The sequence below is a fragment of the Pseudomonas akapageensis genome (assembly GCF_011355085.1).
Lineage (GTDB): Bacteria > Pseudomonadota > Gammaproteobacteria > Pseudomonadales > Pseudomonadaceae > Aquipseudomonas > Aquipseudomonas akapageensis.
In genome coordinates, this window is sequence record NZ_VXCP01000050.1 from 23,095 (window position 1) to 44,703 (window position 21,609).

The 21,609-nt window shown below is 61.2% G+C and carries 18 protein-coding genes; 8 read left to right on the forward strand and 10 right to left on the reverse strand.

Features of this window, described 5'->3' with window-relative positions:
* Positions 1-58 precede the first annotated feature (58 nt).
* From F2S13_RS25880 to bioB, 7 genes are all read right to left on the reverse strand, one after another.
* Entirely contained in the window at positions 59-1,348 is a 1,290-nt protein-coding gene (locus tag F2S13_RS25880; protein ID WP_166366261.1) for a GGDEF domain-containing protein, read from the reverse strand.
* A gap of 327 nt (positions 1,349-1,675) precedes the next feature.
* Complete coding sequence (locus F2S13_RS25885) at positions 1,676-3,481, reverse strand: phenylacyl-CoA dehydrogenase (RefSeq protein WP_166366262.1); 1,806 nt, start codon at positions 3,479-3,481, stop codon at positions 1,676-1,678.
* A gap of 287 nt (positions 3,482-3,768) precedes the next feature.
* Positions 3,769-4,461, reverse strand: a complete 693-nt coding sequence (gene bioD / locus F2S13_RS25890; RefSeq protein WP_166366263.1) for a dethiobiotin synthase — start codon at positions 4,459-4,461, stop codon at positions 3,769-3,771.
* A gap of 10 nt (positions 4,462-4,471) precedes the next feature.
* Entirely contained in the window at positions 4,472-5,287 is an 816-nt protein-coding gene (gene bioC / locus F2S13_RS25895; protein ID WP_166366264.1) for a malonyl-ACP O-methyltransferase BioC, read from the reverse strand.
* Positions 5,280-6,011 (reverse strand): alpha/beta fold hydrolase, encoded by a 732-nt coding sequence (locus F2S13_RS25900; protein WP_166366265.1) that lies wholly within the window; start codon positions 6,009-6,011, stop codon positions 5,280-5,282. Before F2S13_RS25900 ends, bioC begins: the two co-directional genes overlap by 8 nt.
* Positions 6,004-7,176, reverse strand: a complete 1,173-nt coding sequence (gene bioF / locus F2S13_RS25905) for an 8-amino-7-oxononanoate synthase (protein WP_166366266.1) — start codon at positions 7,174-7,176, stop codon at positions 6,004-6,006. Before bioF ends, F2S13_RS25900 begins: the two co-directional genes overlap by 8 nt.
* 7 nt (positions 7,177-7,183) lie before the next feature.
* The gene (gene bioB, locus F2S13_RS25910; RefSeq protein WP_166366268.1) at positions 7,184-8,242 is read right to left on the reverse strand and encodes a biotin synthase BioB; all 1,059 of its coding nucleotides are present in this window, start codon (positions 8,240-8,242) and stop codon (positions 7,184-7,186) included.
* Positions 8,243-8,333: 91 nt separating this feature from the next.
* On the opposite strand from bioB, the gene F2S13_RS25915 reads away from it, so the two are divergent.
* The 5 genes from F2S13_RS25915 (at position 8,334) to rarD (ending at position 14,086) form a co-directional block, all read left to right on the forward strand.
* Positions 8,334-9,071 carry a ComF family protein gene (locus F2S13_RS25915; protein ID WP_166366270.1) on the forward strand — a complete coding sequence of 246 codons (738 nt, stop codon included), beginning with the start codon at positions 8,334-8,336 and terminating at the stop codon, positions 9,069-9,071.
* Positions 9,072-9,126: 55 nt separating this feature from the next.
* The gene (locus F2S13_RS25920; RefSeq protein ID WP_166366272.1) at positions 9,127-9,873 is read left to right on the forward strand and encodes a TOBE domain-containing protein; all 747 of its coding nucleotides are present in this window, start codon (positions 9,127-9,129) and stop codon (positions 9,871-9,873) included.
* Positions 9,874-10,053: 180 nt separating this feature from the next.
* The gene (locus tag F2S13_RS25925) at positions 10,054-11,952 is read left to right on the forward strand and encodes a PhoX family protein (protein WP_166366275.1); all 1,899 of its coding nucleotides are present in this window, start codon (positions 10,054-10,056) and stop codon (positions 11,950-11,952) included.
* Positions 11,953-12,163: 211 nt separating this feature from the next.
* Positions 12,164-13,138, forward strand: coding sequence for a serine/threonine protein kinase (locus F2S13_RS25930; RefSeq protein ID WP_166366277.1), 975 nt, complete (start codon positions 12,164-12,166; stop codon positions 13,136-13,138).
* A gap of 60 nt (positions 13,139-13,198) precedes the next feature.
* Entirely contained in the window at positions 13,199-14,086 is an 888-nt protein-coding gene (gene rarD / locus F2S13_RS25935; RefSeq protein WP_166366279.1) for an EamA family transporter RarD, read from the forward strand.
* A gap of 217 nt (positions 14,087-14,303) precedes the next feature.
* On the opposite strand, the gene F2S13_RS25940 is transcribed toward rarD, so the two are convergent.
* The gene (locus tag F2S13_RS25940) at positions 14,304-14,819 is read right to left on the reverse strand and encodes an ACT domain-containing protein (RefSeq protein ID WP_166366281.1); all 516 of its coding nucleotides are present in this window, start codon (positions 14,817-14,819) and stop codon (positions 14,304-14,306) included.
* Between the two features lie 439 nt (positions 14,820-15,258).
* Here F2S13_RS25940 and F2S13_RS25945 point away from each other — a divergent pair, with 439 nt between their 5' ends.
* Positions 15,259-17,436 carry a malate synthase G gene (locus F2S13_RS25945; protein WP_166366283.1) on the forward strand — a complete coding sequence of 726 codons (2,178 nt, stop codon included), beginning with the start codon at positions 15,259-15,261 and terminating at the stop codon, positions 17,434-17,436.
* A gap of 177 nt (positions 17,437-17,613) precedes the next feature.
* Here F2S13_RS25945 and F2S13_RS25950 read toward each other — a convergent pair whose 3' ends face one another.
* Positions 17,614-17,910 (reverse strand): DUF6124 family protein, encoded by a 297-nt coding sequence (locus tag F2S13_RS25950; protein WP_166366285.1) that lies wholly within the window; start codon positions 17,908-17,910, stop codon positions 17,614-17,616.
* Positions 17,911-18,237: 327 nt separating this feature from the next.
* The gene (locus F2S13_RS25955) at positions 18,238-18,690 is read right to left on the reverse strand and encodes a response regulator (RefSeq protein ID WP_166366324.1); all 453 of its coding nucleotides are present in this window, start codon (positions 18,688-18,690) and stop codon (positions 18,238-18,240) included.
* Between the two features lie 232 nt (positions 18,691-18,922).
* Between F2S13_RS25955 and F2S13_RS25960 the strand changes: the two genes are divergently transcribed.
* Positions 18,923-20,860 carry a putative nucleotidyltransferase substrate binding domain-containing protein gene (locus F2S13_RS25960; protein ID WP_343047603.1) on the forward strand — a complete coding sequence of 646 codons (1,938 nt, stop codon included), beginning with the start codon at positions 18,923-18,925 and terminating at the stop codon, positions 20,858-20,860.
* Positions 20,857-21,564 (forward strand): 3'-5' exonuclease, encoded by a 708-nt coding sequence (locus F2S13_RS25965; RefSeq protein WP_166366296.1) that lies wholly within the window; start codon positions 20,857-20,859, stop codon positions 21,562-21,564. Before F2S13_RS25960 ends, F2S13_RS25965 begins: the two co-directional genes overlap by 4 nt.
* The last annotated feature ends 45 nt before the right edge of the window (positions 21,565-21,609 follow it).

Genomic DNA, 21,609 nt, shown 5'->3' on the forward strand with positions numbered 1-21,609 from the left:
AGAGACATAGGGTCGCATCGTGACCATTTGTCTAAAAACAGTCACGCTATTCGGCAGCCTAATTGTTCGCCGTCATCCGTACAGCCCCCCGCCGATTCTGCCCGAAAGGCACGACACAATTACGCCCGGCACCCTTGGCGTTATAGAGCGCCTGGTCGGCTGACTTGAGCACCTCTTCAGGTGAACGATGTTCGGCCAACCGTTCGGCAGCGCCGATACTGATGGTGACCGACACACTGGAAGACGCTGCCGCGCCACGCCGCTGGCGTCCGCTCTGGTCGTCCTGGGGTCGGCTTTCCTTATTGCGCAACTGGATGTTGTAGGTCGCAATGGCCTCACGAACTTCTTCCAGGTGCGGCAAACATTCTTCCAGCGTCTTGGCCGCGAACACCAACGCAAACTCCTCACCACCGTAACGGTAGGCCCGCCCGCCCCCCGTGACTTTCGACAGTTTGCTGGCCACCAGCCGCAGCACCTGGTCGCCGACGTCGTGGCCGTGGGTATCGTTGAATTTCTTGAAGTGATCGACGTCGGTCATCGCCAACACATAGTTGCGCCCCAATCGCTGCATGCGCTCGTTCAGCGCACGGCGACCCGGCAACCCGGTCAGTTCGTCGCGGAAGGCCATCTGATAGGCCTCGTGAGACACCGCGGCGGCAATCATCAACATCACTTGGCTGCACATGATATTCAGCGTGAACGGCAGGATGAAGGTCTTGGGCAACATCCAGAAAATCCCGAGCAGCCCGACCACCTGCGCGGCATGCAAAGGCCTCGGATTTCGCAGGTATTGCACCACCAGCAACACGAAGGACGCCAGAAACACCGGATAGGCCAACTGGATCAGACTCATCCATTGACCATGCAACGCCGGCCAGCGAATCGCAGCAAGCCAGCCAAGCAAGGGCTCGGGAAAGCTCTGCTCCAGGCCCAGGGCGACACTGCCAACGGCCAGCAGTACGGCAAAACGCGCGACCATGTCCTGGAACAGATGCGTGCGTTCCTGCCACACCGCGAACAGGCAGAACATCAACGGCAGTAACAGGCAGCACAGGTGGAACACCACGGCGGCGTCGTCGCGCACCTTGCCGTGGTCCCGGTAATAGTCCGTCTGGGTATCGAGCAGGAAATAGGCGATGTAGACGGTGACCATCAGAAACAGTTCGCGCTGGCGTCGATACACAGCGCAGTAGGCACCGCCAAGCAGCAGGACCAGGGTTGGCAAGACATTGAACAGCGAGGTGAAGAAGACACTCAGGTCTTTCACGTAGGCAGCCGCCAGCCCCGCGAGCAACAACAGCAACGACGGCAGGAAATGGCTGAAACGCACAGCAGGTAGGCGTGACAAGGGTAAGGTCCCGGAAAACCAGTAGGTGGCATTGTGCCTTCAACTTATCGGCAGCGCGCCCGGCTTTATTAGCCTTTATTCGTGAAGATTTATTCAGGGTACCGACGGTACCCGATACAAATCTATCGACAGGCACAATCCATGTAGCCGCTGCCGCAGGCTGCGCTCGAGCGCGAAGCGGTCGCGCTCCCGGTATCGCAGGGAGGTCCTGACGGACCTCAGCGCAGCCTGCGGCAGCGGCTACAGGAGTGCGCGTTGGCCGTGACTGCGAGCATAAAAAAACCGCCTGCCCCGTAAGGGCAGGCGGCTTGAGAATCAGCCCGTGACTCAGTAAGCCAGGCCGAAGTTCTCTTCGCTCATGTCCATCAGGTTGTTGGCGCCTGACAGCATGGTGGCAACGTGAGTGCGGGTACGCGGCAGGATGCGCTGGAAGTAGAAGCGCGCAGTCTGCAGCTTGGCGGTGTAGAACGCCTCTTCGCTGGTGCCGGCAGCCAGTTTCTCGGCAGCCAGGCGAGCGATATCGGCCCAGAAGTAAGCCAGGCAGGCATAGCCGGAGTACATCAGGTAGTCCACGGAAGCCGCGCCGACTTCTTCGCGATCTTTCATGGCAGCCATACCGACCTTCATGGTCAGCTCGCCCCACTCTTTGTTCAGCGCAGCCAACGGCTCGACGAACTCTTTGACCGCTTCGTTGCCTTCGTTGTTCTGGCAGAACTTGTGGACCATCTTGGTGAAGCCTTTCAGAGCCTCGCCTTGAGTCATCAGCACTTTACGGCCGAGCAGGTCCAGCGCCTGAACGCCGGTGGTGCCTTCGTACAGCATGGAAATGCGGCTATCGCGAACGTTCTGCTCCATGCCCCACTCGGCGATGAAGCCGTGGCCGCCGTAGATCTGCACGCCGTGGTTGGCCGCCTCGAAGCCCACTTCAGTCATGAAGGCCTTGGCGATCGGCGTCAGGAATGCCAACAGGGAATCAGCCTGCTTCTTCGCTGCTTCATCCTGGCTGTACTTGACGATATCGACCTGCTTGGCGGTGAAGTAGACCATCGCGCGGTTGCCTTCGGCGAACGCTTTCATGGTCAGCAACATGCGGCGCACATCAGGGTGCACGATGATCGGGTCGGCAGCCTTTTCCGGCGCTTTCGGGCCGGTCAGGGAACGCATTTGCAGGCGGTCGCGAGCGTATTTCAGGCCACCCTGGAAGGCGACTTCGGCGTGCGCCAGGCCTTGCAGTGCAGTACCCAGACGTGCGGTGTTCATGAAGGTGAACATGCAGTTCAGGCCTTTGTTCGCCGGGCCGATCAGGAAACCGGTGGCCGCGTCGAAGTTCATCACGCAGGTGGCGTTGCCGTGGATGCCCATCTTGTGTTCGATGGAGCCACAGCTCACGCCGTTGCGCTCACCAACAGTGCCGTCGGCGTTAGGCAGGAACTTGGGAACGATGAACAGGGAAATGCCTTTGGTGCCGGCAGGAGCATCGGGCAGGCGTGCCAGCACGATGTGGACGATGTTGCCGGCCATGTCGTGCTCACCGGCCGAGATGAAGATCTTGGTGCCGGTGACTTTGTAGCTGCCGTCAGCCTGTGGCTCGGCCTTGGTGCGCAGCATGCCCAGGTCGGTACCGCAGTGAGGCTCGGTCAGGCACATGGTGCCGGTCCACTCTCCCGAAACCAGCTTGGTCAGGTAAGTCTCTTGCTGTTCGTGGGTGCCGTGCTCGGAAATGGTGTTCATGGCGCCGTGGGACAGGCCAGGGTACATGCCCCAGGACCAGTTCGACTCGCCGACCATTTCGCTGATCGCCAGGCCCAGGGACTCCGGCAGGCCTTGGCCACCGTGGTCGACAGCGTGGGCCAGACTTGGCCAGCCACCTTCGACGAACTGGTTGTAGGCCTCCTTGAAGCCGGTTGGGGTTTTCACGCCCGACTCGCTCCAGGTGCAACCTTCCAGGTCCCCGACGCGGTTCAGCGGAGCCAACACCTGTTCACAAAACTTGGCGCCTTCTTCAAGAATGGCGTCAACCATGTCCTTGGTTGCGTCTTGGCAAGCCGGCAGGCTCTGATAGTGCGCTTCGTAGCCGAGCAGCTCGTCACGAACGAAGCGAATATCACGCAAGGGGGCCTTGTATTCAGGCATAGCGATAAACCTCTGCTGATGAATCCTGGATGGAGTGATCGCGAGAGACCGGGCAGCAGTGGCTGACAACCGGTCAAACAGTTGTTTGAAACATACGTTTACTCCAAATCCTTGTCAAGCGTCACTCGTACGAGCCGCGCGGCAAATGGCTGCAAAGCGCGCAAGTACAGGCCTCGCAGCCGCGTAGCAACGATATGGTGAATATATAAAGATTAGTTGAAAGCAGGATGAAAGAGCGCCAAGAGGGCGCCCTTCGAAGGATGAGTCAGGTGAATGTTTCGATCAGGCTAGACCAGATCGAGTTCCAGCAGATCCAGTTCCAGATGACTGGCCACCACTTCTGGCGACACCACCTTGAGCTTGGGTACACGCCCCAGGCAAGGCGCGGGCAAGCGTTCGGCCAGCGTGGCGAGGTTTTCTTCCAGCCGCGCGGTCTTCCCATCGATGATATTCGCAACCCAGCCGGCCAGTTGCAGGCCGTCCTGGGCAATGGCTTCGGCGGTCAGCAAGGCATGGTTGATGCAACCCAGGCGCACGCCCACCACCAAAATGACCGGCAATCCCAGGGCCATGGCCAGGTCGGACAGGTTGGCCTGGTTGGACAGCGGTACACGCCAGCCACCGGCGCCTTCGATCAGGGTGAAATCCGCCTCCCTGGCCAGTATGTCGCGCATCGGCCCAAGCAAGGATTGCACGTCAAGGACCACACCGGCCTCCCTTGCCGCCAGATGCGGCGCAATGGCCGGCTCGAAGGCAAACGGATTGATCTCTTCGTACTTCAGTTTTATCGAGCTTTCGTCCATCAATGCCAATGCGTCGGCGTTGCGCAGGCCCTTGGGGGTGACATCGCAACCGGATGCCACCGGCTTGGCGCCGAGGGTTGAAAGTCCATTCAAACTCGCGGCATGCAGCAGGCCTGATGCAATCGTCGTCTTGCCGACGTCCGTGTCAGTGCCTGCGATGAAGTAGGCAGCGCTCATTTCGGTCCCCTTATGCTATCGGCTTGTGCAGTACGGCATAGACCACCTGGTAGGTTGCTGGCAAACCCTGGCTTTGTCGAAAGCCTTCATAGGCCTGCCGCAACCCCATCATACGCGCTCTGCCGGTCAACCCCCCAGGTCTTCCCGGGTTGAGGTTGTGGGCACCCAGCGCCTTGAGCTCATGAGTCAGGCCACGCAAGTCAGGGTAGTACAGCACATGCGGCCGCGACTCGAGGCTGAGCACCTGCAAACCACTGTTTTCACACAGCCGCTGATAATCCTCCAGACGCCGGAAACGATTGACATGCACCATACCGTCGACGGCTTGCCAACTCTCGCGCAGCTCATACAGCGTACCGACGCAGAGGCTGGCGAACGCCATGACGCCACCCGGTTGCAAGACGCGCAGCCCTTCCCGAAGCACGGCGGCAAAGTCGGCGCACCACTGCACGGCCAGGCTGGAAAACAGCAACTGGCAGCTCTGTGACTGCAATGGCAGGCGCTCGGCATCGCCGACAATGTAATGCTCCGCACCACCCTGAGGGCGTGCATGCCGGAGCATGCCTTCGGCGATGTCCAGGGCGACACCATGACTGCTCGGGTAGGTGCTGGCCAGGACGCGACTGAAGTAACCGGTGCCGCTGCCAAGATCGAGCCAGCGTTCTGGCTGCAGGTCCTGCGGTAAGCGTGCAAGTAACTCCGCACCCACCGCACGCTGCAATTCGGCGACGCTGTCGTAGCTGGTGGCCGCGCGGGAAAAGGACGCCGCCACCTGGCGCTTGTCTGGCAGGCTGCCGGGCAAACCCGGCGTAGAGAGATCAGTCATCACCGGACTCATGCAAGAAGGCCTGGATAGCCGCAGCCAGTTCATGGGGCGCCTCCAGAAGGAGTGCGTGGGAAGCCTGTTCGATCAGGCCGACTTCAACATCCGGCAGCAGCGCCAGCAACTCGCCAGCTACCTCGGCAGGGACGAGACCGTCCGCGCCCGCAAAAAGGTGCAGTTGCGGGCCACTGAAGGCCTGCAACGCCCGGCGGGTATCGAGCTGCGCCAATACGGCCAGTCCATATTCCAGACTCGCCGCAGGTGCATGCGGCGCAGCGCTATTGAGCAGACGCGCCAGCCCTCGCGCATCTTGCGCGCCTTGCGCACACAGCAAGGCAAATCGCTTGAGGGTCGCATGGGGCTCACTTCGGCAGCCTTGCAAGAACGCCTCGAAGGTTTCGCTGGCCATGGCGTGCGGCCAGTCGGCGCGCGCGACAAAACAGGGATTGCTCGCCAGGGTCAGCAAGCCGCAGCAACGATCACCGCGACGGGCCGCCAGCTCGCTGGCCAGCATGCCACCCAATGACCAACCGCCCAGCCAGACGTTGTCGGGCAAGGTGGCATCCAATTCGTCGAGCCAGTCGCTCGGGTCGCTGGACGCGAGCTCCGGCAACGGCTCGATCTCGACCCGCAAATGCTCGTCCAGCCCCTGCAGTGCGGCGGCCAGAGGTTCGAGCGGCGAGATGCCCAGGCCCCAGCCCGGCAGCAAGACAAGTTGATCACGCATCGCCTGGCTCCAGCAGCGGGTAACACTCGGCAAGCGCGTTCAACAATAGTTGCACTTGCGCTTCGCTGTGGGCGGCGGACAAGGTGACCCGCAGCCGGGCGCTGCCCGCTGGAACCGTCGGTGGACGAATAGCCGTGACCAGCAGGCCGCGTTCACGCAACATCTGCGACAGGCGCAAGGCGCGCTCGCTCTCACCGATCATGATCGGCTGGATTGGCGTGAAGCTGTCCATCAACTCGAGCCCGATCTGCTCGGCGCCGGCACGGAACTGCCGGACCAGACTCGCCAGATGCTCGCGCCGCCAGTGTTCGCTACGCAGCAGTTCAAGACTTTTCAGGGTGGCGCACGCCAGCGCAGGTGGCTGACTGGTGGTGTAGATATAGGGGCGAGCGAACTGGATCATGCTTTCGATCAAGTCTTCGCTACCGGCCACGAAGGCGCCAGCAGTACCGAACGCCTTGCCCAGGGTACCGACCAGCACCGGCACATCGTCCTGACTCAGGCCAAAGTGTTCGACGATCCCGCCGCCGTTTGCACCCAGCGGGCCGAAGCCGTGAGCGTCATCGACCATCAGCCAGGCGCCCTTGGCACGGGCAACCCGGGCCAGCGCCGGCAAGTCAGCCACATCGCCATCCATGCTGAACACCCCGTCGGTCACCACCAGGGTATTGCCGCAGGCTTTTTCCAGGCGATTGGCGAGGCTCTCGGCATCGTTGTGCAGGTAGCGACTGAAACGCGCGCCGCTGAGCAGGCCGGCATCGAGCAAGGAAGCGTGATTGAGGCGGTCTTCGAGCACCGTATCGCCCTGCCCGACCAGCGCCGTTACCGCCCCCAGGTTAGCCATGTAGCCTGTTGAAAAGAGCAAGGCACGCGGACGGCCTGTGAGATCGGCCAATGCCTCTTCCAGGGCATGGTGCGGGCCGCTGTGGCCAATCACCAGATGCGAAGCCCCGCCGCCAACGCCCCAGCGCTCGGCACCGTCGCGCCAGGCCCTGATGACCTCGGGATGGTTGGCCAGGCCCAGGTAATCGTTGTTGCAGAAGGCCAACAGCGGCTGACCATCGACCACCACCTCAGGCCCCTGCGGGCTCTCGAGCAGTGGCCGCTGACGGTACAGCGAGGCGGCGCGACGTTCTTCCAGTCGCGCACGAAGATCGAAAGTCATACGCGCCTCAGGCAGAAGCGGCGTTGTAAAACATCTCGCTGCTCTTCTGCTCGACCAGCGCCTGCTCGATCGCCGCCTGATGCACTTCATCGGCGTGCTCTTCGCGCGCTTCAGGCAGGATGCCCAGGCGCGAGAACAGTTGCATGTCCTTGTCGGCCTGAGGGTTGGCGGTGGTCAGCAGTTTTTCGCCGTAGAAAATCGAGTTGGCACCAGCGAAGAAGGCCAGGGCCTGCATCTGCTCGTTCATCGCCTCGCGACCGGCCGACAGCCGCACATGGGATTTGGGCATGAGAATGCGGGCCACGGCGAGCATGCGGATGAAGTCGAACGGATCCACATCATCGGCGTTTTCCAGCGGCGTACCGGCCACCTTCACCAGCATGTTGATCGGCACGGACTCGGGGTGTTCCGGCAGGTTGGCCAATTGAATCAACAGGCCTGCGCGATCGTCCAGCGATTCGCCCAAGCCCAGGATGCCGCCGGAGCAGATCTTCATCCCGGCATCGCGTACGTAGGCCAGGGTCTGCAGGCGCTCACTGTAGGTGCGGGTGGTGATGATGCTGCCGTAGAACTCCGGCGAGGTATCGAGGTTGTGGTTGTAGTAGTCCAGGCCGGCTTCGGCCAGAGCGACGGTCTGGTCCTGATCCAGGCGGCCGAGGGTCATGCAGGTCTCAAGCCCCATGGCCTTGACGCCTTTGACCATCTCCAGCACGTATGGCATGTCCTTGGCCGATGGATGCTTCCAGGCCGCGCCCATGCAGAAACGGGTGGAACCGATGGCCTTGGCGCGAGCAGCCTCTTCGAGGACCTTCTGCACCTCCATCAGCTTTTCTTTTTCAAGGCCGGTGTTGTAGTGACCGGACTGCGGACAATATTTGCAATCTTCCGGGCACGCCCCGGTCTTGATCGACAGCAAGGTCGAAACCTGCACGCGATTGGCGTCGAAATGCGCCCGGTGCACGGTCTGCGCCTGAAACAGCAAATCGTTGAAGGGCTGGACGAAGAGGGCCTTGACCTCGGCCAGGGTCCAGTCGTGACGCAGATTTGCAGTTGTGCTGGCGCTCATGGGCGATTCCTTGATTATGCTTGGACTGGCGCCAGGGGCAGGGAAAGCCCACAGGCGCAACACGGATATGCGGCATATTTAAGGAAGAGCCATGCGCTGTCAACCACCACCAAACAAGCTGGTTTACATCTGCACAAAAAACAACCAATCATGTTTGCTGTGCAATGAAAGCACTGACAACCCTTATCCCCTCTGCGTTCCTTGCGAGGCCGAGCTGCCCTGGTTGCACGAGCACTGCCAGGTGTGTGCCCTACCCTTGCCCTTCGCCGGCCTGACCTGTGGCCAGTGCAGCAAACACCCACCGGCGTTCGAACGAGTCGAGGCGCCCTGGTATTACGGCTTCCCCATCGACGCGCTGATCACCCGTTTCAAGCACAACAGCCGCTGGCCATTCGGCAGGCTGCTGGCGGAGCTGCTTGGCCACTGGCTTGAACACAGCTTCGATGAAGGTTTGCCACGACCACAGCGTTTGTTGCCGGTGCCCATGGCCCGCAAGCGCTTGCGCCAACGGGGTTTCAACCAGGCGGCCATGCTGGCGAACTGGTTGAGCGCCAGCCTGGATATTACCTGCGACGAGCACCTGCTGTTGCGCTCGCGTGAGACCCAGGCCCAACAGGACCTGGACGCCCTGGCGCGCAAGCGCAACCTGCGCCATGCCTTTGCCCTGGCCCCGGGTGCGCAGGTCAAGGGGATGCACCTGGCACTGGTCGATGATGTCCTGACCACCGGCGCCACGGCGGATGCCCTGGCCCGCCTGCTGATCGACGCCGGCGCAGCAAGGGTCGATGTGTATTGCCTGGCCCGCACGCCCAAACCCGGTAGCACTTGACTTGCCCTGGGTCGGCGGGCACTTTCGTGGCAGATACTTCTGGATTGCTCCCCCCATGTCTTTGCCCGCCCTGTTGACCCAACACATCGTTCGCCGCCCGCAGCGCATCGCCCTGCTGCAGCACATCGCCGAACAAGGCTCGATCACCCGCGCTGCCAAGAGTGCAGGCCTGAGCTACAAGGCGGCCTGGGATGCCATCGATGAGCTGAACAACCTGGCGAGCCAGCCGCTGGTCGAACGTAGCGTCGGTGGGCGTGGCGGCGGTGGCGCCAGGTTGTCGGCCGAGGGCGAACGGGTGCTGCGCCTGTATCAGCGCTTGCAAGCCTTGCAGGCACAAATTCTCGAGGCCGCCGAGGACGCCAGCGACCTGGACCTGCTCGGCCGCTTGATGCTGCGCACCAGTGCCCGTAATCAGCTACAGGGCCGCATCAGCGCCATTACCGCCCATGGCCGCAATGACCTGATTGGCCTGGAACTGGCGCAGGGGTTGAGCATTGATGCGCAGATCACCCACGAAAGTACGATGCGGCTGGAACTGGAGGTCGGCACCCAGGTGGTCGCGTTGATCAAGGCCGGCTGGCTGCAAGTGCTCGCGGCCGATGAGGTGGCTAGCCCCGGCAACAACTGCCTGAGCGGACAGGTCGAGGAGATCCTCGAGGATGACGAGGGGCCCAATGAAGTACGTATTGGCCTGGCCAATGGGCAGACCTTGTGTGCGGTGAGTTCGCAGCGGTTGCAGGTGGGGAGTGAGGTGAAGGTGGAGTTTTCACCGTCCTCTGTGTTGCTTGGTATTTCTGTGTAAAAGCTGATGGCCTCATCGCTGGCAAGCCAGCTCCCACAGATATCCAGTTCCCACAGGTGTGAAGTGAACTCTGTGGGAGCGGGCTTGCCAGCGATAGGGCCGTCTAGACAACACACCAACTGCCACAAAACCGTCACACCCCATGACTAAGGTGACTGCCAAATCCGCAGGGAGCCTGGCATGAAACTACTAGAAGACAACCAACCCACCGACCTCGAACAGATGGTCGGCCTCAGTCGTCGTGGCTTTATCAGCGCTGGCGCCCTGTGTGGCGCGGCCATGTTCATGGGCGGCAGCTTGCTGAGCCGCAGTGTACTGGCTGCCAGCGTCAGCGAAGCCAGCCCGTTGCTGGGTTTCCAGGGCATCGCCGCTGCCACCGGCGACACCATCAGCCTGCCATCCGGCTACACCTCTTCGGTACTCATCAGCTGGGGCCAACCGCTGCACCAGGACGGTCCGGCTTTCGACCCCAGCGGCAATGGCAGCGCCAAGTCCCAGGAACAGCAGTTCGGCGATAACAACGATGGCATGAGCCTGTTCCCCTTCCCGGATGACGACAACCGGGCGTTGATGGCCATCAACAACGAATACACCAATTACCGCTACCTCTTTGCCCACGGCGGCCAACCGACTTCCGCCGAAGACGTGCACAAGGCCCAGGCCTGCGAAGGTGTCTCGGTGATCGAAGTGCAGCGCAAGAATGGCCAATGGCAATTCGTTCAGGGCTCGCGCTACAACCGCCGAATCCACGGCAATACCCCGATCCGCGTCAGCGGCCCGGCGGCTGGCGATGCCCTGCTCAAGACCGACGCCGACAGCAGCGGTACCCAGGTGCTCGGCACTTTCCAGAACTGCGCCAACGGCAAGACCCCTTGGGGTACTTACCTGACGTGCGAAGAGAATTTCACCGACTGTTTTGGCAGCAGCGATTCGGCCCAGGTGTTCGATGCCGCGCAGAAACGTTACGGCGCCTCGGTTGCCAGCAAGGAGATCGGCTGGCATGCGCATGACCCGCGCTTCGACCTGGCCCACACCCCCAATGAACTGAATCGCCATGGCTGGGTGGTGGAGATCGACCCCTTCGACCCGCAATCGACACCTGTCAAACGCACAGCCCTGGGTCGTTTCAAACATGAAAACGCCGCACTGGCCGAAACCCGCGACGGCCGTGCAGTGGTATACATGGGTGACGATGAGCGCGGTGAGTTCATCTACAAGTTCATCAGCCGTGACCGCATCGACCACAACAACCCGAAGGCCAACCGTGACCTGCTCGACCACGGCACCTTGTACGTGGCGCGCTTCGATGCCGGCGATGGCAATCCCGACCACCCCAAAGGCCAGGGCCAGTGGCTGGAGCTGACCCACGGCAAAGCCGGGCTCGACGCCAGCAACGGCTTTGCCAGCCAGGCCCAGGTCCTGGTCCATGCGCGCCTGGCGGCCAGCCAGCTGAATGCCACGCGCATGGACCGCCCCGAATGGATCGTGGTCAGCCCCAAGGACGGCCAGGTCTATTGCACCCTGACCAACAACGTCAAACGCGGCGAAGACGGCCAACCGGTAGGCGGCCCCAACCCCCGCGAGAAAAACGTCTACGGGCAGATCCTGCGCTGGCGCGAAACGGGCGACGATCACGCCGCCATGACTTTCACCTGGGACCTGTTCCTGATCGCCGGCAACCCCAGCGTCCACGCGGGCACACCGAAGGGCGGCTCGGCCAATATTACCCCGCAGAACATGTTCAACAGCCCAGACGGCCTTGGTTTCGACAAGGATGGACGCCTGTGGATCCTGACCGATGGTGATTTCAGCAACAGCGGCGACTTCGCTGGCATGGGCAACAACCAGATGCTCTGCGCGGATCCGGTCAGCGGCGAGATTCGGCGCTTCATGGTCGGACCGGTGGGGTGTGAGGTGACCGGCATCAGCTTTGCACCCGATCAACGGACGCTGTTCGTGGGGATTCAGCATCCGGGGGAGAATGGTGGGTCGACGTTCCCCGAACACTTGCCAGGCGGCAAGCCGCGGTCTTCGGTGATTGCGATTCGGCGGGAGGATGGTGGGGTCGTCGGCGCCTGACGCCAGGCTTCCCACGCCCACTCGTTCCCACGCTCTGCGTGGGAATGCAGAGCAAGACGCTCCAGCGTCGCCCGAATGCAACGCGGAGCGTCGCTGGATGCATTCCCACGCAGAGCGTGGGAACGAGGCACATGCAGCAACTCCTATACCGCGGCCATCTGCGCTACCATGGGTGGCCGGACGCGGCAGCCTGCCGCGCGCAGGAGTGAGCATGTCCCACCCTTTTGAAACACTGACACCCGACCTGGTCCTCGACGCTGTCGAAAGCATCGGGTTTCTCAGCGATGCCCGCGTGATGGCCCTCAACAGCTACGAGAACCGGGTCTATCAGGTCGGCATCGAAGACGCCGAACCGCTGATCGCCAAGTTCTATCGCCCCGGCCGCTGGACCAACGAGGCCATCCTCGAAGAACACCAGTTCACCGCCGAACTGGCAGAGTGCGAAGTGCCGGTGGTCGCCCCCCTTATCCACAACGGCGCCACCCTGTTCGAACACCAGGGCTTTCGCTTCACCCTGTTTCCCCGTCGTGGCGGCCGTGCCCCGGAGCCCGGCAACCTGGATCAACTCTATCGCCTCGGGCAACTGCTTGGCCGCCTGCATGCCGTGGGTGCCACCCGCCCCTTCGCACACCGCGAAGCCCTGGGCGTGCAGAACTTCGGCCACGACTCGCTGAACACCCTGCTCAAAGGCAACTTCGTACCACGCAGCCTGCTGCCGGCCTACGAATCGGTCGCCCGCGACCTGCTCAAGCGCGTGGAAGAAATCTACAAGGTCACGCCACACCAGAACATCCGCATGCATGGCGATTGCCACCCCGGCAACATGATGTGCCGCGACGAGATGTTCCATATCGTCGACCTGGATGACTGCCGCATGGGCCCGGCGGTGCAGGACCTGTGGATGATGCTCGCCGGCGATCGCCAGGAATGCCTGAGCCAGTTGTCCGAACTGATGGATGGCTACAGCGAGTTCCACGATTTCGACCCGCGCGAACTGGCCCTGATCGAACCTTTGCGCGCACTGCGCCTGATGCACTACAGCGCCTGGCTGGCACGGCGCTGGGACGATCCGGCATTCCCGCGCAGCTTCAGCTGGTTCGGCTCCGAACGCTATTGGGGTGACCAAGTGCTGGCGTTGCGCGAGCAACTGGCGGCTCTCAATGAAGAGCCATTGAAACTGTTCTAAAGCGCACGCCCCTCTACAATACGCTGTGTTTTTAGTTAGCTGCCTAAGCAAGGACTCTGCATGCAAGCCGCCAACCCGCGTCGCGGGTATATCCTGGGCCTTACCGCCTACATCATCTGGGGACTGTTCCCGATTTACTTCAAAGCCATCGCAGCGGTACCCGCGGTGGAAATCATCGTCCACCGCGTACTGTGGTCGGCACTGTTCGGCTCACTCCTGCTGCTGTTCTGGAAGCACCCCGGCTGGTGGCGAGAACTGCGCGACAATCCACGCCGTCTGGCGATCCTGGCGCTCAGTGGAACGCTCATCGCCAGCAACTGGCTGGTGTATGTCTGGGCGGTGAACAACGGGCGCATGGTCGAGGCCAGCCTGGGCTACTACATCAACCCGCTGGTGAACGTCCTGCTCGGCATGTTGCTGCTGGGAGAACGACTGCGGCGCCTGCAATGGGCGGCGGTCGCCCTGGCCGCCATCGGGGTGGCGCAGCAGGTCTGGCACGTTGGCAGCCTGCCTTGGGTCTCGCTGGTGCTGGCCCTTACCTTTGGCTTCTACGGTCTGATCCGCAAGCAGGCGCCGGTCGCCGCACTGCCCGGCCTGGTGGTGGAAACCTGGATGCTGGTACCCCTGGCGATAGGCTGGATGCTGTTGAACCCCTTGGCGGCCAGCGCTCAGCCCGAGTTCTATACCAACACCCAGGCACTCTGGTTGATAGCAGCCGGGCCTATCACCCTGGTGCCGCTGGTCAGCTTCAACGCCGCTGCGCGCCATTTGCCCTACACGACTCTGGGCTTTCTGCAGTACCTGGCGCCGACGCTGGTTCTACTGCAAGCGGTACTGCTGTTCGGTGAGCATCTGTCTTCCAGCACCCTGGTTGCCTTCATGTTTATCTGGGCAGGCCTTGCACTCTACAGCGTCGATATATGGCTGAGCCTGCGCCGGCGCAGCTGATCAAAAAACGCACAAACCTCTACAGGCCACGTCAATCGTGGCCTGCAGCGCTATCTCCCAAGGTTATCCACAACTTGATCCACGCGGTTTGTGCACAAGCCCTTGAAACTGCTCGTTTTTTGCTCATAACTTGGAAAGCCGCGGCCGGCTTGGCTCTGCGCCGGGTCTCCCCAGCTTATCCACAGGCACATCCAAGTTAATAAGGGATAACTTGGTGCTACTCGGTACGCAGCACCAATTCGACCATCAGATCATCAGCGAGCTCTTCAAGGCGCGCCTGCAATTGCTCCAGCGGCAGGGTCAAAGGCACGGCAAGAATCGCATCGGCATGGAACAGTGGCTCACTGCTCATCGGTGCCGGGCGAACTTCCGTGGTCAAGCGCTCCAGGTTCACGCCCTGCTCGCTCAACAGCCGGGTGATATCGCGCACAATACCTGGCCGGTCATTGCCGACCAGCTCCATGGCAATGGGTTTCCAGGTGCAGGAATCCTCCATACCGATATTGGAGATCACCACACGTATCCCTTGCTCTGCTAGTTTCTTCAAGGCCCCGACCAGTTCATCGTAGGACTCGGCGGGCACCGCCACCCGCACGATCCCGGCGAATTGTCCCGCCATGCGCGATACGCGGCTCTCCATCCAGTTGCCGTTATTCTCGGCAATGCATTGTGCAATCCGTTCGACCTGACCGGCTTTGTCCGGGGCGAATACTGTCAATACCAAATCATCCACACTGCTGCCCTCTACTTGTTGCCCGCATTGCGCTGCGAAAACGCCGGGGATCGGGAAAGTATAGGCAAGGCGCGGCAACCTGCCGCAGACGCCCCGAAAGATAAATCGTGTACTGTTTTAAGATTTATCTGGAACAATCTACCGTTTTTTTGAGAACATAAGTCTCCTCGCCGTGACCGCACAGCTCATGCCGGTCGCGGAACGACGTATTTAGTCTGATTTTCACAACCGCATCTCATCATGTAGTATGCCGCAGCGCGGACTACATAATGTTGCATCGATGTCTGCCAAGGCGCCTGTGAAAACATGGAAAGCCCCGCCAGCAAGCGCTGGCAGGCGAGCCCAGCCGCCCGCAAGGGCATGTTCTGGTACCGTGTTTAGAGAAGCGCTACAGGCTTTAAATAGAAGAGCTGAATAGCTGAGCAGAGTGAGGCAAGCAATGACTGAACACGTTCAAGTCGGTGGCCTTCAGGTCGCCAAAGTCCTGTTCGACTTCGTGAATAACGAAGCCATTCCTGGAACTGGCGTAACCGCCGAACAGTTCTGGGCGGGCGCGGAAAAGATCATCAACGACCTCGCTCCGAAGAACAAAGCGCTGCTGGCCAAGCGTGACGACCTGCAGGTGCGAATCGACGCCTGGCACCAGGCCCGTCAAGGGCAGGCCCATGACGCAACGGCTTATAAGGCCTTCCTGCAAGAAATCGGATATCTGCTGCCAGAAGCGGCGGATTTCCAGGCTACGACGCAAAACGTCGACGACGAAATCGCTCGCATGGCCGGCCCGCAGCTGGTCGTGCCGGTCATGAATGCCCGTTTCGCCCTCAACGCTTCCAATGCGCGTTGGGGTTCGCTGTATGACGCCCTGTACGGCACCGACGCCATCAGCGAAGAAGGCGGCGCGGAAAAAGGCAAAGGCTACAACCCGGTACGTGGCAACAAGGTCATCGCCTTCGCCCGTGCCTTCCTCGACGAAGCCGTGCCACTGGCTGCCGGCTCCCATGTCGACTCCACCGGCTACAAGATCGTCGACGGCAAGTTGGTGGTCAGCCTCAAGGGTGGCAGTAACTCGGGCCTGCGCAACGATGCCCAGCTGATCGCCTTCAAGGGTGACGCACAAGCACCGACCGCCATCCTGTTGAAGAACAACGGTCTGCACTTCGAAATCCAGATCGATGCCTCAAGCCCGATCGGCCGCACCGATCCGGCCGGCGTCACCGACCTGCTGATGGAAGCAGCGCTGACCACCATCATGGACTGCGAAGACTCCGTGGCGGCTGTCGACGCCGACGACAAGGTAGTGATCTACCGCAACTGGCTCGGCCTGATGAAGGGCGATCTGGCTGAATCGGTGTCCAAGGGTGGCGAAACCTTTACCCGCACCATGAACCCGGACCGCACCTACACCGCCCTCGACGGTAGCGAACTGAGCCTGCACGGCCGTTCTCTGCTGTTCGTGCGCAACGTCGGTCACCTGATGACCATCGATGCCATCCTCGACGGCCAGGGCAATGAAGTGCCGGAAGGTATTCTCGACGGCCTGGTCACCAGCCTGTCGGCGATCCACAGCCTCAATGGCAATACCGTGCGCAAGAACAGCCGCACCGGTTCGGTCTACATCGTCAAACCGAAAATGCACGGCCCGGAAGAAGCGGCGTTCACCAACGAGCTGTTTGGCCGCGTCGAAGACGTCCTGGGCTTGCCGCGCAACACGCTGAAAGTCGGGATCATGGACGAAGAGCGCCGTACCACGGTCAACCTCAAGGCCTGCATCAAGGCGGCCAGCGAGCGCGTGGTGTTCATCAACACCGGTTTCCTGGATCGCACCGGCGACGAAATCCACACTTCCATGGAAGCCGGCGCCGTGGTGCGCAAGGCCGCCATGAAAGCCGAGAAGTGGATCGGCGCCTACGAGAACTGGAACGTCGACATCGGCCTGAGCACCGGCCTGCAAGGTCGCGCCCAGATCGGTAAAGGCATGTGGGCCATGCCGGACCTGATGGCTGCCATGCTCGAACAGAAGATCGCCCACCCTCTGGCCGGTGCCAACACCGCCTGGGTACCGTCGCCAACGGCAGCCGCCCTGCACGCCCTGCACTATCACAAGGTCGATGTGTTCGCCCGCCAGGCCGAGTTGGCCAAGCGCGAGCGCGCTTCGGTCGATGACATTCTGACCATCCCTCTGGCCGCCAACACCAACTGGTCGGCCGAAGAGATCCAGAACGAACTGGACAACAACGCCCAGGGCATCCTGGGTTATGTGGTGCGCTGGATCGACCAGGGTGTTGGTTGCTCGAAAGTGCCGGACATCAATGACGTCGGCTTGATGGAAGACCGCGCTACTCTGCGCATTTCCAGCCAGCTGCTGGCCAACTGGCTGCGTCACGGGATCGTCACCGAAGAGCAAGTGCTGCAAAGCCTCAAGCGCATGGCGCCAGTGGTCGACCGGCAGAACGCCAACGACCCACTGTACCGTCCGCTGGCCCCCGATTTCGACAGCAACATCGCCTTCCAGGCGGCGGTCGAACTGGTGGTTGAAGGTACCAAGCAACCGAACGGCTACACCGAGCCGGTGCTGCACCGTCGTCGTCGTGAGTTCAAGGCGAAGAACGGTTTGTAAGGCGTAAAAACAAAAAGCCCCGGTCGCAGGACCGGGGCTTTTTTTTTGGCTTCTCGTTCCCACGCTCTGCGTGGGAATGCATCCCGTGACACTCTGCGTCACGCTCCGGGAAGTCGACGCTGGAGCGTCTTGCTCTGCATTCCCACGCGGAGCGTGGGAACGAGGGTTCGGCGTTGGTCAGCGAGCGCCGGGGTGGTCCAATACCGCACCAATCAACGCCTGCGCTGCATCCAGCTGGTGAAACAACCCGAGCACCAGCGCTTTGTCATTCAGGTGCAGATGATCGACCACATCCCAGGCTGTGGCTTCAGCGCATTCGATCAGGGTCGTGGCATGGGCCAGGGCGTCTTCGACCGGAATGCCGCCGCGTACCGTGAGCATGGGCTGACCATTGCTGTCGACGGTGCCGAAGGGCTTTTCGATGGTGAAACGTGTGGGAGTTGAAGCAGGTGGATCGGGGACGATTTTTATCATGGAGTAGCTCCTTCTGCTGTGGAGCTGCCACGTTCGTTACCAAGCGAATGGGTGGCAGCTGTACGCAGGTTGGTAAACCGGGGCAAAAGGAACCCGGCAGGACCGAAGCCCTCCCGCGCACAGCCACCATAAACCTTGCAGTCGACGTAAAAAACGCCATGCAATGAATTTGGGGCGCTATGCGCCTTTTGCAGATCGGATTACCAAGCCCGGTCGTTGAATCGGCAACGACTGGGCAAGACTAGCCATCTGAAAATTCAGGCGCAACAGCGTTCAAGGCTGACTGATTATGCTTGGGAAATGTCGCTCAAGAAATAAAGAATTTGCCTACAGCGAGGAATCGAGCCCCAGCTCCTGCCGAGCCAATTTGATCAGTTGCTGCGGATCAATCGGCTTGAGCAGAAAATCGACCACATTCAAATGCATGGCCTCGATGGCATCTCGAACTCCCGCATCACCGGAAATGATCACGATGGGCAAACTTGCCCGATCCGATTCGCGTATCTGGCGAATCAAGTCCAGACCATCGACCGGTCCCATGCGCAGATCGGTAATGACCAGCCCGATGGCTTTGTTGGTGGCCACTGAGTTCAAGGCCTCCTCCGCACTTTTGGCGGTCAGGCACTGGATGCCATGAAGCTGAAGAATCTCGGCCAGTAACTCGCGGGTCGCCTTGTCATCTTCGACGATCAAGGCTTTCTGGGGGGGCAGCTCGGGTTCCTGCATGACGGCATTGATAGCTTCACGCTCGGCGTCACTCAAAATATCGTGGTCTGACATAACCTTCTCATTCTCAACGCCCCTGTCCACTGCCCTCTCCTTGAGTTCAGACCGCATTGCTACATGTTTCAACCCGCACTTCGTCGGTTCATCCGAAAAGTTGGATCCATGATGCTCAAGGCGCTCGCCTGTTTGAAGTGTTTTTTTAGACTTACGTCCAATGGGCACTCGCGGGCAGGCGGCCGACCATGGAGATCGATAAAAACAAACCGATAAAAGTGCGGTCATGGTCATGAGCAAAACCGACGCCTTCGCCCAGGCCGGAAAAACTGCGGTGTTGCAGAACATTCAGGGCACCATGCAGTTTCTGCAACGCTTTCCACCCTTCAACCAGATGGAAAACGCCCATTTGGCGTATCTGGTCGAGCAATGCCAATTGCGCTTCTTCGCCGAAGGCGAAAGCATCATCAAGCCCAGCGATGGCCCTATCGAACACTTCTACATCGTCAAGCAAGGGCAGGTGGTCGGGGAGCGGCCGCACACGGCCAGGCGCGGCACCGAAACCACCTTCGAGATCGCCACCGGTGAATGCTTCCCGCTGGCGGCACTGCTTGGCGAGCGGGCCACGAGAACCGAGCACCTGGCCGCCGAAGACACCTTTTGCCTGCAGCTGAACAAGCCGGCGTTCATCAAGCTCTTTGCCCTCTCCAGCCCGTTCCGTGACTTTGCCTTGCGCGGGGTCAGCAGCCTGCTCGATCAGGTCAACCTGCAGGTCCAGCGCCGAGCCGTGGAAACGCTGGGAACCCAGTATTCCCTCAATACCCGCCTGGGCGAGCTGGCGATGCGTCATCCGGTGACCTGTGGTCCGCAGGCGCCCCTGCGCGAAGCCGTGAAACTGATGCATGAACAGCAGGTCGGCAGCATCGTGATCGTCGACGAACACAAGACGCCCCTGGGGATTTTCACCCTGCGTGATTTGCGCCAGGTGGTGGCCGACGCCAGTGCCGACTTCAGCGACCCCATCGGCCGGCACATGACCCAGTCACCCTTTGCCCTCAGCCCCGATGCCACGGCTTTCGACGCGGCCATTGCCATGACCGAACGGCATATCGCCCACGTTTGCCTTATCAAGGAGCGGCGTTTGTGTGGCGTGGTTTCCGAACGCGACCTGTTTTCGCTGCAGCGGGTCGACCTGGTCCACCTGGCCCGCACCATCCGCCATGCCTCGCGCATCGAAAGCCTGGCGGCGCTGCGCGGGGAAATCGGCCAACTGGTCGAGCGCATGCTCGCCCACGGCGCATCCTCGACCCAGATTACCCAGATCATCACCCTGCTCAACGATCACATGGTCTGCCGGGTCATCGAACTGGTGCTCGAAGAGAAAGGCGATCCGGGTATCCCTTTCAGCTGGTTGTGTTTCGGCAGCGAAGGGCGACGCGAGCAAACACTGCACACCGACCAGGACAACGGCATCCTGTTCGAGGCTCGCGATGCCGCCCATGCCGCCGAGATCCGCAGCGTACTGCTGCCGCTGGCGCAACAGATCAACCAGAGCCTGGCGCACTGCGGCTTTACCCTGTGCAAGGGCAACATCATGGCCGGCAACCCTGAGCTGTGCCTGTCGCGCGCCGAATGGGCACGACGTTTCGCGGCCTTCATTCGCGAGGCGACACCGGAAAACCTGCTCGGCTCGAGCATCTATTTCGACTTGCGGGTGGTCTGGGGCGCGGAACAGGCCTGTGAACAACTGCGCCGCGGCATCCTCGATCAGGTGGCCGACAACCGCCTGTTCCAGCGCATGATGGCCGAGAACGCCTTGCGTCAGCGTCCCCCGGTGGGGCGCTTGCGCGACTTCGTGCTGACTCGCAAGGGCAATGACAAGGCGGCCACACTCGACCTGAAGGTTCAGGGCCTGACGCCCTTCGTCGACGGTGCACGATTGCTTGCGCTCGCCCATGGCATCGAGGCCAACAACACCCTCGAACGCTTGCGCCAACTGGTGGCCAAGGAGGTCATCGACCGCCTCGACGGTGCCGCCTACGAAGAGGCCTATCACTTCATCCAGCAAACCCGCATGCAACAACATCAACTCCAGACCCGGCACAACCTGCCCTACTCCAACCGCGTCGACCCCGATAGCCTCAACGACCTGGATCGACGCATCCTGCGCGAATCCCTGCGCCAGGCCCAGCGCCTGCAAAGCAGCCTGACAGTGCGGTATCAGTTATGAGCCTGCTGGCCTGGTTGTGCCCCCGCCAACCGCTGCTCACCCCACAGCAGCAAGAACGCCTGCAAGGCCTGGCCAACCCTGGCCAATTGACAGAAAAATCCCTGCGCGAACAGCGCTGGGTGGTGCTCGACCTGGAAACCACGGGGCTCAATCTGAATCGCGATCAGGTGCTGTCGATTGGCGCAGTGGTGATCGAAGACGCAGCCATCGACCTGGGCCAACAGTTCGAGCGCACCCTGCAGTGCAGCGACCTGAAGCCGGGCCCCAGTGTGCTGATCCATGGCCTGGGTCCCAGTGCGATCGCGGCTGGCAGCAACCCTGCCGATGCCCTCCTGGATCTGCTGCAGTTTATCGGCGACAGCCCGGTATTGGCGTTCCATGCGCCTTTCGATCAACGCATGCTCACCCGTGCCCTCAAGGACAGACTCGGCTTCCGTCTGCAGCACCGCTTTTTCGATCTGGCGGAACTGGCGCCCATGCTCTGCCCTCACGCAACCCTGCGCGAGGCCGCCCTGGATGACTGGACCGCGTATTTTGGCCTGCAGGCCCAGGCCCGCCATCATGCCAGTGCCGATGCCCTGGTCACTGCCGAATTGGCCTTGATCCTGTTCAGCAAGGCGCGGCGCCAGCAAATCGACAGCCCGCAGCTGTTGGAGCAACGACTCAATCAATGGCGTCGCCGCCAACAATCTCACTCATTTTGACCTTGAAATCGCACGAATTCCGAGGAAACATCCGACAAACGCCAA